Annotated in this window: 13 protein-coding genes; 10 read left to right on the top strand and 3 right to left on the bottom strand. The window is 40.7% G+C overall.

Annotated features, from left to right (window positions below):
* The first annotated feature begins 2 nt into the window (after positions 1-2).
* The 6 genes from AA650_RS02345 (at position 3) to AA650_RS02320 (ending at position 5275) form a co-directional block, all read left to right on the top strand.
* A complete protein-coding gene (locus AA650_RS02345) occupies positions 3-1580 on the top strand; it encodes a cyanoexosortase A system-associated protein (protein WP_053537809.1) in 1578 nt (525 codons plus the stop codon).
* Between the two features lie 285 nt (positions 1581-1865).
* Positions 1866-3155, top strand: coding sequence for a dihydrolipoamide acetyltransferase family protein (locus AA650_RS02340; protein ID WP_053537808.1), 1290 nt, complete (start codon positions 1866-1868; stop codon positions 3153-3155).
* 126 nt (positions 3156-3281) lie between these two features.
* Positions 3282-3599, top strand: a complete 318-nt coding sequence (gene trxA / locus AA650_RS02335; protein WP_053537807.1) for a thioredoxin — start codon at positions 3282-3284, stop codon at positions 3597-3599.
* A gap of 205 nt (positions 3600-3804) precedes the next feature.
* Entirely contained in the window at positions 3805-4500 is a 696-nt protein-coding gene (gene fabG, locus AA650_RS02330) for a 3-oxoacyl-ACP reductase FabG (protein WP_053537806.1), read from the top strand.
* 213 nt (positions 4501-4713) lie between these two features.
* Positions 4714-4920: a type II toxin-antitoxin system HicB family antitoxin gene (locus tag AA650_RS02325; RefSeq protein ID WP_053537805.1), complete on the top strand. Its 207-nt coding sequence runs from the start codon at positions 4714-4716 to the stop codon at positions 4918-4920.
* Between the two features lie 154 nt (positions 4921-5074).
* Entirely contained in the window at positions 5075-5275 is a 201-nt protein-coding gene (locus AA650_RS02320; RefSeq protein WP_234413271.1) for a type II toxin-antitoxin system HicA family toxin, read from the top strand.
* Between the two features lie 90 nt (positions 5276-5365).
* On the opposite strand, the gene AA650_RS02315 is transcribed toward AA650_RS02320, so the two are convergent.
* Positions 5366-5800, bottom strand: a complete 435-nt coding sequence (locus AA650_RS02315; protein ID WP_053537804.1) for a DUF29 family protein — start codon at positions 5798-5800, stop codon at positions 5366-5368.
* A 304-nt stretch (positions 5801-6104) separates the two neighbouring features.
* On the opposite strand from AA650_RS02315, the gene AA650_RS02310 reads away from it, so the two are divergent.
* The gene (locus tag AA650_RS02310) at positions 6105-6923 is read left to right on the top strand and encodes a hypothetical protein (RefSeq protein WP_053537803.1); all 819 of its coding nucleotides are present in this window, start codon (positions 6105-6107) and stop codon (positions 6921-6923) included.
* Between the two features lie 181 nt (positions 6924-7104).
* Here AA650_RS02310 and AA650_RS02305 read toward each other — a convergent pair whose 3' ends face one another.
* A complete protein-coding gene (locus tag AA650_RS02305; protein ID WP_053537802.1) occupies positions 7105-7953 on the bottom strand; it encodes a M28 family peptidase in 849 nt (282 codons plus the stop codon).
* A 266-nt stretch (positions 7954-8219) separates the two neighbouring features.
* Between AA650_RS02305 and dnaK the strand changes: the two genes are divergently transcribed.
* Both dnaK and AA650_RS02295 read left to right on the top strand, forming a co-directional pair.
* A complete protein-coding gene (gene dnaK / locus AA650_RS02300; protein WP_039201433.1) occupies positions 8220-10274 on the top strand; it encodes a molecular chaperone DnaK in 2055 nt (684 codons plus the stop codon).
* Positions 10275-10398: 124 nt separating this feature from the next.
* Positions 10399-11391 carry a DnaJ C-terminal domain-containing protein gene (locus tag AA650_RS02295; RefSeq protein ID WP_053537801.1) on the top strand — a complete coding sequence of 331 codons (993 nt, stop codon included), beginning with the start codon at positions 10399-10401 and terminating at the stop codon, positions 11389-11391.
* Between the two features lie 25 nt (positions 11392-11416).
* On the opposite strand, the gene AA650_RS27500 is transcribed toward AA650_RS02295, so the two are convergent.
* Entirely contained in the window at positions 11417-11557 is a 141-nt protein-coding gene (locus tag AA650_RS27500; RefSeq protein WP_168637285.1) for a hypothetical protein, read from the bottom strand.
* A 29-nt stretch (positions 11558-11586) separates the two neighbouring features.
* Between AA650_RS27500 and AA650_RS02290 the strand changes: the two genes are divergently transcribed.
* Positions 11587-12390 (top strand): Uma2 family endonuclease, encoded by an 804-nt coding sequence (locus tag AA650_RS02290; RefSeq protein WP_053537800.1) that lies wholly within the window; start codon positions 11587-11589, stop codon positions 12388-12390.
* The last annotated feature ends 751 nt before the right edge of the window (positions 12391-13141 follow it).

The raw sequence follows: 13141 nt of genomic DNA, 5'->3' as shown, positions 1-13141 counted from the left end.
TAATGTTAGCAATTAAACGTAAAATGGGAAGATTCAGGAAAGTTAACTTACTCAATCATACTGATCATACTTTCCTGCTCCTATTCATCTTTGGGTTGATTTCTTCAATTAACCTAACACTCTACTGGCGAGTTGAACAAGATTTCAATCAATGGTTCTTGGAACTAGCGCTATATACAAGTATCCTGGGGCATCTTTACCAGAAACGCTATGACCTCACCTTAGTTAGCCGATTTCCGACTAATTTTATTGGTTGTTGTTTGATAATCATTCCCTACCTCAATGCAAATTTTTCATTCCAAGAAATCTCTATTTTCTGGTATTTTCTGCCATTAATCAGTTCCATAGGTTTCGCTTTATTGGCATCAGGATTTCAGGGAATTAAACAATTCCGGCAATATTTAGTAATTATTGCCCTATTTCCTTTAGTTATTATCTTGGTAAAATTATTGGGAATGCTGATGCAGATTACGGTCATTTCTGCCAAATTCACCTCTTTTCTTTTATGGTACTTGGGCTTTGATTCTACTACTCAGGGCGCTCTTGTTTCTGTGAATAATGGGACAATTGATGTTTTGTCAGAATGTACAGCGATACCACTGCTGATATTGCTATTAAAAGTTTCTTTGCTGCTGGTCATTCTTTTTCCCGGGTTCCTGAAAAATATTTATTTGCCTTTTATCCTTGCAGTCGTTATTAGTCTGATTTTTTCCATTATCCGATTGGCTATTATCGCCTTCGTAGTCACAGATAAACCTGCATTTCATTATTGGCATGGTTCTCAAGGTGGTAATATCTTTGCTGTACTCTCGTTCCTATTGTTTGGGACTGTGATTCTCTTACTATCACCCAATAACCAAATTCCATCATCACTATCATCACTGTCAGAAGTCACCCCTCAGAAATCCCAGCCAGTATCCTATTCAAGTGTACTGATAGGTATCAGTTTAGTCATCATTTTATTTAATTTTTGGGTCTATCCCAGAGCGGGCTTGAGTGAAGCCGCCGTCTATCGTTTTCCACAGCAAATTCCTCTCCCTGGGTGGCAATTCACCGCTAGTGAACCTCTGTCTCTACCGCAAAAGACTACAGATATGGAAGCAGATAAGAGGAAGGATGTCTTGGCTGGACAAATTTATCATTACCAAAAAGCCGGACAGAGTTTAACTGTCAACTTCTACTACATCCCTATCAGTTTAGGTGATATCCAATCTGAATATGAGCAATTTAGTTATCTACCTGATTTACCTAAGCTAATAAAGCCTCTGGAAAAGGTCAATCCCAAAGGTTATCATTTACAATTCTCCTCTGAGCAAAACCACTATTTGACAGCCTGCATTAATTCTATGGGAAAAAGTACAGTCACAGCGTCTCAATTCATTGCCTATTTTTATCGTCCTTATTTAAATCCCTCTCAATGGTTGAATCTCTTCAACGGTAAACAGACTCTCCGTGACAAACGCTGTGTCTGGGGGCAACTCTCCTTAGCGAAATCTGATGGTAGTGATGCTGAATTGGAAGCTGTTTGGCAGACTTTATTGTCTTATTGGCAGGGTAATTTCCCTAAGTTGAAAAACTAGACAAAAAGATTTACTCCCATAAAAACGCCAAAATAGAGTATTAGGGGGTTGACAAACGATTTTGGATTTGTTATCGTAAAACCGATAAGGAAGAACTATCTTCTTACAAAAATCTATTCAACTCCCCAGAACCGCTGACAATGAAGTAGGCGGTTGTGTTTTGTGCAAAAAAAACAGATAGTTTTCATCAATCTGATTTTTCCAAAAAATCACCCACTTGATCACAAAACTGTTAAAATTCGTAGATTGAAGTCCATATATAATTGATTCTGAAACCACCATATCATGAGCATTAACGAAGTATTTATGCCGGCGCTGAGTTCCACCATGACCGAAGGCAAAATTGTCTCCTGGGTCAAGTCGCCGGGAGATAAAGTAGAGAAAGGCGAAACGGTGGTGGTTGTCGAATCAGATAAAGCTGATATGGATGTAGAAACCTTCTATGAAGGATATCTCGCCCATATTATTGTTCCTGCCGGTGAAACCGCACCAGTCGGCGCAGCGATCGCTTACATTGCCGAAACAGAAGCAGAAATAGCCACAGCCAAGTCCCTAGCCAACGCAGATAACGCTGCTGCCCCCTCGACACCTGCTCCCACACCAGTTGCAGTTGCCGCAGTTGCCGCCCCTGTCACCGCATCTCAAAATGGTTCTAACCATCAACCGGGCAGAGTCGTAGTTTCACCCCGCGCCCGTAAACTAGCCAAAGAACTCAAAATAGATTTAAATACCCTCACAGGTAGCGGTCCCTACGGTCGCATTGTCGCTGAGGATGTAGAAGTTGCAGTTGGTAAAGTTCAGCCAATTGCTACCCCTGTTGTCACTGCCGCCCCAGTACCAGTACCAGTACCAGTACCAGTAGCAGCACCAGCACCTGTGCCTGTAGTTAGTAGTGCTGTTCCCGGTCAAATAGTACCATTCACTACCTTACAAAATGCCGTAGTTCGGGGTATGGTAGCCAGTCTATCCGTACCTGTATTCCGTGTTAGTTACACAATTAGCACCGATGGACTCGATAAACTTTACAAACAAATTAAGTCTAAAGGCGTAACAATGACCGCGCTACTAGCCAAAGCTGTAGCCGTGACATTGCAAAAACACCCCATCCTCAATGCCAGCTACTCAGACGAAGGAATTGTCAATCATCCTAATATTAACGTTTCCGTCGCCGTAGCCATGGATGATGGTGGTTTAATAACACCCGTTTTGCAAAATGCAGATACAGTTGACATCTACTCTTTATCTCGCAACTGGAAATCCTTAGTAGAACGCGCTAGAGCGAAACAGCTACAACCAGCAGAATACAACAGCGGTACTTTCACCCTCTCCAACTTGGGAATGTTTGGTGTAGATACCTTTGATGCCATTTTACCACCTGGACAAGGTTCTATCTTAGCCATTGGTGCATCACGTCCTCAGGTAGTAGCCACAGTCGACGGCTTATTTGGTGTACGTCAACAAATGCAAGTAACTGTTACCTGTGATCATCGCATCATTTATGGTGCTGATGCCGCCGGATTCTTGCAAGACTTAGCAAAATTGATTGAAACCAATCCTCAGTTTTTGACAATGTAAGAGATTAATACCCAGATTCCCGACTTCTTAGAGAAGTTGGGGATCTATAAAAAATATAAACATATACAAATTACAGATTCTAAGAACTAACATTAAAACAAACAATTAATTAAAAACTGGTGTGTTATGACCATTAAAAAACAATTCAACAGCTTTGAAGAAATGCTATCTGGTTCAGATGTACCCGTATTGGTAGACTTTTATGCTGACTGGTGTGGTCCTTGTCAAATGATGGTGCCAATTTTAGAACAAGTCAACAGTCAATTGAAAGACCGTTTGCGGATTGTCAAGATTGATACAGAAAAGTATACAGAATTAGCCAGCCGATACGGCATTGAGGCTTTACCAACCTTGGTACTATTTAAACAAGGACAGCCTGTAGATAGAATTGAAGGTGTTATGCAAGCACCACAATTAGTACAACATCTGCAAGCAAAGCTTTAACCTTTAAAATAGTTACTGTCTTCAATTAGAGATGCCAAATCCCGCGTCTCTATGACAGCGGTTTTCCGTGTATTTCTTCCTTTGCCCCTTTGTATCTACCCCTGCGGGATCTCTAAGAGAGATTGTGCGAAACAAAATCATGAAATTGATTCTGGAAAATCCACGCTATCTTGAATAAAGAATATCCAAGGAGTGCATCTTTATAATGAAAGGCAAACAAGTTTTACTTACAGGTGGCACAGGGGGACTCGGTTTAGGTGTCACACCCGCAGTTATCGCCCAAGGTGCAGATGTAACTATTCCTTATCGTAATCCTCAAGATGTAGAACGGCTCAAAGGAATTATTTCGCCGGCGGATTTTGCGAGAATTCATTTTATTCCTGCTAATTTGGAAGATGAAGCCTCAGTAGAGAAACTGGTCAGCCGCATGACAAAAGTGGATGTGTTAATTCATTTAGTTGGTGGTTTTTCTATGGGAAAAACTCACAAATACAGCTTTGATGATTGGAAACAGCAAATAGACTTAAACTTAAATACAACTTTTTTAACTTGTAAATATAGCCTTGAAAGTATGCTAGAAAATGGTTATGGGCGTATTGTGACTGTAGGTTCTCGCGCTGGTGCTGAACCTGCGGCAAATTTAGCGGCTTATTCTGCGGCCAAAGCTGGGGTAATAGCCTTAACAAAAGCGATCGCTCATGAAACCAAAAATACTAATATTACAGCTAATACCATTCTCCCCAGTATCATTGATACTCCCAGCAATAGAGCCGCTATGGGTGCAGAAAACGCTGATAAATGGGTAAAACCCGAATCTATCGCCCAAGTTATCTGCTTCTTAGCCTCAGAAGCAGCTATTGATATTCGTGGCGCAGTCATTCCCGTTTATGGTAGTTTGTGAAATAAACCACGACTGAGAAAGAGAACGATTATGAGAGTGGTATCTGTTTGTTACTCAGCAGGTATCACTTATAATTATTATTTAAAGCGATCGCAATTGACTTTTTCCGAGAATTTGCGGTAATCTTTCATTAAGACTAAAACTGTGGAAGTTCAGTTGGATAATCGAAATTTTAAAAGCTAAAATACAGGTATTACTTAACTACAACTTAGTATGAAATTCAATGTTACGATTGATCGAGATGAAGATGGTGTCTGGATGATTGAATGTCCTAGTATTCCTGGTTGCATTAGTCAGGGAGCGACAAAAGAAGAGGCTTTAGAGAATATTCAAGATGCAATTTCTGCTTGCTTACAAGTGAGGGCAGAAATGGGGTTGCCATTGACTATTGAAACTAAACAAGTAGAAGTCTTAGTATAGTTATGGCATCAAAACTACCTGTTCTGAGTGGATAAGAAGTAAGTAGGTTGACGTTGAAAATTGTCGTTATAGCAAGGCAAGAGGCAAGAGGCAAGAGGCAATAGTAAAGAAGTTTTCAGCGATTTTACGTTTCTTTACACAGTTTGGTTTTATTGTGTTCACCTACTTAGTTCGTACCTTTGAAAAGCTGGGCTGGCGATTTGCACGCCAAAGTGCAAGTCATATAATTTTAGTCAAAGAAGGTGAAATGGTAACTTTGTCTGTTCCTGATCATCATGAGGTGGCAAAAGGGACTTTACTCGGTCTGATACGAACTGCTGGGTTAACAGTAGAAGAATTTATTGCCAATGTTTAAATATATTGTATGTATTATTTGTAGTATTGGCGATCGCTATGCTGACCTTCTGAATCGCCTAAGCTCCCATTAGAATCCTTAACACCCAGTTTAAATTTCTAGATTTGTAGAGATTAAAATCATGGCGCGATCGCATATCTCTTGACGGTTGACTAGTTTGGCTAACTCATGGGGTTCATAGCGTCCTTCTTCAACCTCTAAGGAGGCGCGATCAACTGCTTCTGTATAAGCTTCAGAAATTGCTAGGCTTAATTCCTCGGTATTGAGGTATGTTCCGCCAGCTTTACGTCGCTGGTTTTTGGTTTGGATACCGCGTATAGAGTTGCGAATTGATAGCTCCCACGATTTCGTGGTGCGATTTTCTGCTTTTTGCTTGATTAGATGCATGAGCAGAATTACTGCATAGCTACGAATGTTGTTGATTTTATCGTCTCTGCTCATTTCTTCTAATTCGTCAACAATTGCTAAAGCTCCAGTCATATCACCTTTAAGTAGTAATTCCCTTAATGTCAAAAGTTCTTCCATATCTTTAGTGATGTGAGAATGAGATATATAGTAGTTATAGCATTAGTTACTATATCCATTAAGATAAGAGGCGATAGCGACGCTGACCTTCGGATAGTATAATCGTAATCTTGAGAAGATGATTGTTAAGGCGATTACTAGGTCGCGCTTCGCAAAAGTTAATAATTGAGAAGCGATCAGGGCATAACAAAACATTGGAGCGGACAATATTGTGATATTTTAGTTTTGAGTTGCAGGTGATCGTTTGCCACTCAATTCAACCGCTAACTGCATTGCTAAGTGATCTCAACTATTACCAGTCGTTATGCAACCAAGAACACCTGGAATACATAATTTGTGTCCTGAAATCTTTCATGAACAGATTGAAGATTTAAGAAAAATTGGGATAGATTTATCTTCAGGCTTAGAGCTTGCTCTGGCTCAATCAGTGATAATAAACACTCTTGGAGGTAACTTTTGGGCTAAGGAATGCACAACATTTGGTCGTAGACAGGATTTTTTTGCCAACAAAGGTGATGTCCGAATTATTCATCTTGCTCATATGCTTTGGTCTTTAAAAGATCAAGAGGGATTTGCCGAGTTTCTGAAAAACAAAGATAGAAGTAATTTTGAGTCTACTTATTATGAAGTGACATCTGCTCACTGGTTCTTGAAAAGTTCAAAATCAATCCGACTTGTAGTTGAAAGCGGTGTCAAGGGGGCAGACTTTGATATCGAGGTAAAAGGCTTCTTTCCCTATGACTCCCTGAATGTTGAAGTCAAAGCCAAACAAATAGACTTTACAACAGAGCAGCAGATTATAAATAAATTTAAGAAAACAAGATCACAGCTTCCAAAAGATGGGAATGGTGTTATTTTTTGCAAAATTAACTTGTCGGGATTACTAACTCAAGAAGAATTCATCCGGGCAACTCAAACCTTCCTCAAGTCAACTAATAGGATTGCATTCATCGTCTACTGCTGGGACTCATGGGATCTTATACAGGAAGGTATTGCACTAGCTTATATAGCTGTTAACCGAGAGGGAGAGATGCACTCAATTTTCGGAGAAAGTTCGACACCAGTGAGACCAGCGTTTCTTGTAGAAGCTATGGAATGGCATCAGAAAGTGATTAATACCTAACAATCCCAATGCACTGGAACAAAATAAATATTAGTTTTGTGGTTGTGTGAAATAGCGATCGCGAAGCGCTCCGTAGGAATCGCTTATTTACGGCATAAACGTCCGAATTGACGAACAAAAGAAGTTTTCATCCTGTTAATCCTTAAATCCTGGATATCCTGATTCAGACAATAATATTAATTTACAATCCTCTAATTCCCTGTTCCAACCCCTCACATACACCCGTGAGAAAATCTAAATCCAATGTAGCAATAGTATCACTAGCCTTGTGATAATGAGGATTTCGCATAAACGCCGTATCCGTCACCATGATTGCCGGATAACCTTGATCCCAAAAAGGTGCATGATCACTTAAGCGAGTTTGGGGAACTAATAAACCCCGATTTGGTGCTGGTAGCCATTGACTAGGGATACCAGATGGATCAATACTTTTACTTAAACTAATTAAATCACCTAAAGTCCTTAAATTGCCAATTAAAGCAATAAAATCTCCACGATTGGGGTAAAAAAACTGTAGGGGAAATGGGTACTTTTGAGAACCAGGAGTAGAATCTCGATATCCCAACATTTCTAAAGATATCATCAAGCGAAGAGGTTGCTTTTGTTCGTGCAACAAAGCTGCATAATTAGCACTACCTAACAACCCATATTCTTCCATGTCAAAAGCCACCAACCGCAAAGGATATCTCGCGGGAGTTTCGGCAAAACTTCTGGCAAATTCTAATAAAACTGCCACCCCTGTCGCATTATCATCCGCTGCTACTGTACCAGGGACACCATCATAGTGAGCGCCAATTAAAATAGGTGGTAAATCTGCCTTTTGTTTTGTGGTTGCAGCGGGTAAATTTAAAATTAGGTTTTTACAGGTTTTGCCTCTGACTTCAAAGGTGTGGATTTCCACACTTCCCCATTGTCCTAATTGCTGGCGAATGTATTCTTGAACAAAGAAATGCGCCGCACTGTCCATGTATGGGTTGCGTTCTCTGGCTACTTCCTGAAGATGGGTTTCTAACCGCTGTTTTAAATTCAAAGTGGATAAAGATAATGTTTAATGGGCAAGAGTAAAGATCAAAATTTCCTTTTCCAACTGACCACTGACAACTGACAACTGACAACTGACCTAAAATGCTATCCTAGTTTAGCAAGTAGCACTGCTGTTGCTAAAATGCCTCTAATTCCTGATTTAATGATGACTATTATATTATTGGATTGTTGACCTGATTTAGCGCCAAGCTGAAAGCAGTCTTATTATATCATAATAAATTTATAAAACACGCAACAGGAGACGAGTAACGCATGGGCAAGGTAGTTGGCATCGACTTGGGTACAACCAACTCAGTAGTCGCCGTCATGGAGGGTGGCAAGCCGGTGGTGATTGCCAATGCAGAAGGAATGCGAACAACCCCCTCCGTCGTTGGCTTTAGTAAAGAAGGGGAAAGGGTTGTGGGGCAAATGGCCAGACGGCAAACCGTCCTTAATCCCCAAAATACCTTTTTTGCGGTAAAACGCTTCATTGGGCGCAAGTATGGCGAATTAAACCCAGATTCTAAGCGCGTACCTTACACTATCCGTAAAGATGAAGTTGGCAATATTAAAGTTGCCTGTCCTCGGCTGAATAAGGAATTTTCTCCAGAAGAAATTTCAGCTATGGTGCTGAAAAAATTAGCTGATGATGCTAGTCGTTATTTGGGTGAACCTGTTACCGGGGCTGTCATTACTGTTCCGGCTTATTTTAATGATTCCCAACGCCAAGCTACCCGTGACGCGGGCAGAATTGCTGGTTTAGATGTGTTACGAATTCTCAACGAACCCACAGCGGCATCTTTGGCTTACGGATTAGATCGAGGTTACACAGAAACTATTCTCGTGTTTGATTTAGGTGGGGGAACTTTTGATGTGTCCTTGCTCGAAGTAGGTGACGGCGTATTTGAGGTTAAAGCTACTAGTGGAGATACTCAACTTGGTGGCAATGATTTTGATAGAAAAGTAGTTGATTGGTTGGCGGAACAGTTTTTAGAAGCAGAGGGTGTAGACTTAAGACGCGATCGCCAAGCTTTGCAACGGTTAATGGAAGCCGCAGAAAAGGCGAAAATCGAACTTTCGGCGGTTAGTGTCACCGATATTAATTTACCCTTCATTACCGCCACAGAAGATGGTCCAAAACACCTAGAAACTCGCCTGACGCGATCGCAATTTGAAGGTTTATGTGTAGACTTATTGAGTAGAATCAGAACACCAGTCAAACGGGCGTTAAAAGATGCCGGACTTTCTCCTGTAGATATTGAAGAAGTTGTCCTCGTTGGTGGTTCTACGAGAATGCCAATGGTAAAACAGCTAGTTCAAGACTTAATTGGCATTGAACCTAATGAAAACGTCAATCCTGATGAAGTCGTCGCTGTAGGTGCAGCTATTCAGGGCAGTATTCTGGCTGGTGAACTTAAAGATGTTCTCCTCTTAGATGTCACACCCCTATCTATGGGCTTAGAAACCATCGGTGGTGTAATGAAAAAACTCATCCCCCGGAATACAACCATCCCAGTCCGTCGTTCTGATATTTTTTCTACTTCTGAAAATAACCAAAACAGTGTAGAAATCAATGTAGTGCAGGGTGAAAGGGACATGGCTACAGATAACAAGTCCTTGGGACGGTTTAAACTCTATGGTATTCCTCCAGCCCCCAGAGGTATTCCTCAAGTTCAAGTATCCTTTGATATTGATGCTAATGGGATTCTCCAGGTAACGGCACTAGATCGTACCACTGGCAGGGAACAAAGCATTACTATTCAAGGTGCTTCTACTTTGAGTGAATCAGAAGTTAACCGGATGATTCAGGATGCTCAAAAATACGCCGATGTTGACAGAGAACGGAAAGAACGAGTTGAAAAACGTACCCGTGCCGAAGCGTTAATATTACAAGCAGAACGGCAACTGCGAGAAGTGGCTTTGGAAATGGGAATGCAATTTGCCCGTAACCGTCGTCAACGCATTGATAATATTTGCCGAAATTTACGAGAAAGTTTACAAGCTGACGAAGATCGGGGGATTGATCAGGCTTATGCTGATTTACAAGATGCTCTGTATGAACTGAATAGAGAAGTCCGTCAGTATTATGCTGAGGATGAAGATGAGGATTTATTTGGCGCTATCCGGGAAATCTTCGTGGGTGAAAAAGAAAGAGAACCGGAACGGGATGTTTACAGAGATAACTATCGCCAACGAGATTCATCTAACCGAGGTGTTAACAGAGATTATGGCAACCCAGGGCGTTCTCCCAATTATGAAAGTCGTCCCACTCGCAGCAAACGCCCCAGCTACCAGGATAACTGGGATGATGACGATGATTGGTTATAATTCGATTTTAGATTTTTAAATTGGGATTTAATATCTTTCCCAATATTGGATTTGCAGGGTCAGTCACAAGTAGAAACACCACTGACCACTGACCACTGACCACTGACCACTGACGTTTAAATATATGCAAAATTTGCAAAATTTTCGGGATTATTACGAGATTTTAGGAGTTTCTAAAGATGCCACAAGCGAAGAAATTAAAAAGGTTTATCGGCGTTTAGCTAGACAATATCACCCTGATCTGAACCCAGGGAATAAGGAAGCTGAGGAGAAATTTAAAACTATTGGGGAGGCTTATGAAATCCTTTCCGATTCTAGCAGGCGATCGCAATATGACCAATTTAGCCGCTATTGGCAACAAAACGGCTTTGCTGGCAATAAACAAACTCCCAAGCCTAAAGGTTGGGATAGCCGTCCTAACGGGCGTTCTAGTCAGGATGTAGACCCCAGCCAATTCAACGATTTTGAAAGTTTTGTCAATCAAGTGATTGGTGTCAGCAACCGTAAAGATCCTAAAAATAGTCCGGGAAGCACCACCACTAGCGACCCCTTTCGCACTCCTAGAACTAAAGTGGCATATACTGTCAATACTCCACCCCGTAGCACTCGCAGGGATATCGAAGCCAGATTAACTTTACCATTGGAAAAAGCTTATCAAGGTGGGAATGAGAGAATAAGGTTAGAGGATGGGCGATCGCTCGAAGTGACAATGCCCCCAGCTATGGTGACAGGACAAACCATCCGCTTACGAAATCAAGGAATTAGTGGTGGTGATTTATACTTAAAAATTACCGTAGATCCTCATCCTTTGTTTAAACTAGAAGGTACTAACATTTTCTGTCAAGTCCCTGTAACTCCCAGTGAAGCAACATTGGGCGGACAAGTTGAAGCACCTACCCTTGATGGTCCAGTGAAAATGACCATTCCCCCTGGTGTTCGGTCTGGGCAAAGATTCCGTCTTGGTAATAAAGGCTACCCTAGTGAAAGCGGTCAACGAGGTGATCAACTGGTAGAAATTCAGATAGTAACTCCGAAAAATATTACTCCCCAAGAACGGGAACTTTATGAAAAATTGCGAGAAATAGAAACCTTTAAACCTCGTGCTGATTTAATTTAATTGTCAGAATCAGGATTTCCAGGATTTAAGGATTAACAGGATTAAAAGAACAACGTAAATGTTGATATTTGTAACCATTAACAATGAGAGGCTGAGAAATTGAATTTTCCACAATAATGGGCAGTAAAATATGAGGATGACAACTTTTTTGAGTATCTGTTACCATAAGAATAGATCCTCCACTACCTTGCAGCTATGACCGTCACCCAAAATATTGAACCCGGTTTGGATGTAATATTTCCACCAAGTAATCTAGAAAGTGACGAACCCCCTTTGGAATCATCTTTACATCTACAACAAATGCTACTACTAATCCAATGTCTCAATTGGTGGTGGCGAGATATAAATAAAATTAATGACTATTTTGTTGCTGGGAACATGACTATTTATTACAGTCCTCGGCAAATTAAAACCAAAGATTTTCGTGGTCCAGATTTTTTCCTAGTGCTGGATACAGAAAACCGCGATCGCAATAATTGGGTAGTCTGGGAGGAAGATGGTAAATATCCTAACTTAATTATAGAATTGCTTTCTCCCTCCACTGTTTCCACTGATAAAGGGTTAAAAAAACAAATTTATCAAGATATTTTCCGCACACCTGAATATTTCTGGTTTAATCCGCAAAATTTAGAATTTGCTGGTTTTATCTTGTTTGGTGGAACATATCAACCCATAGAACCTAATCCTCAAGGTTTATTATGGAGTCAGCAGCTAAATTTATATTTGGGTGTCCATGACGGTAAATTGCGTTATTTTCTGCCAGAAGGACAGTTAATGCTAACACCAGAAGAATATGGGGTACAAGCAACCCAACGTGCAGAACAGCAAGCTCAACTCACAGAAGAAGCAACCAAACTTGCAGAACAACAGGCTCAACGTGCAGAACAACAAACACAACTTGCAGAACAACAAACACAACTTGCAGAACAACAAACACAACTCGCAGAACGTTTAGCTGCCAAACTCAGAGAATTGAATATTGACCCTGACATTTTATGAAATAACACACTTTGTGCAGGTTGGGTTGACGCAAGGAAACCCAACATTTAAAATATTCAATTAATTTTGCACAGTTAGCTATCAATTGTCAATTGTCAATTGATAATTCATACTTGGCTAGTTTGGGAAAAGTGGATCGTAGGATATCAAAAAGTTTGTCAGCAGATTAGATGACTGTGCCAAACGCTACAAAGGCTTTTGCGAGCGATATAAACCACCAAAAAAGAAACAAGAAAAATGTAGTTGGGGTAGTCGGTTTTTGACGAGTTTAGGCATCAGCAATAGTAGTATACCCAAGGTCAGGACTGAACACAAAGCGTCACCCCAACAATTGTCCCTGCCGTTTTCGATTAAAAATTTACAGTCATTGCGAGCGAAGGGAAGCAATCACAACCCTTGCGATTGCTTCATTTTACTTCGTTCCATATGGCTAACGCCACGCAACGTTTACGCAATGACATTGTGTAATTAATTCTGTCTCACTACTTACTATACTGCAATCGGTTCATGGTTTAACCAAATATGAAACCCCTCTGGTAAACCTCTCCCCGCACCTCTCCCTAACCCTCTCCTAAGAGGAGAGGGAAAAGGAATAATATTTAATACTGGAGAGGCTTTGAACCTTGTTCTTTGTATGATAAAAAAGTCCAGCTTCTAGTACAAAACGGCGTAAATAAACCAACCATTCTAAATCCTCCAAAAGCCTATACTGTCTTCATTTTGACTTTTGACTTTTGACTTCCGCCTTGCG

Source organism: Anabaena sp. WA102 (genome assembly GCF_001277295.1).
Classification (GTDB): domain Bacteria; phylum Cyanobacteriota; class Cyanobacteriia; order Cyanobacteriales; family Nostocaceae; genus Dolichospermum; species Dolichospermum heterosporum.
The sequence above is the reverse complement of the archived record's forward strand: the minus strand, read 5'-3'. Positions and strand labels throughout refer to the sequence as shown.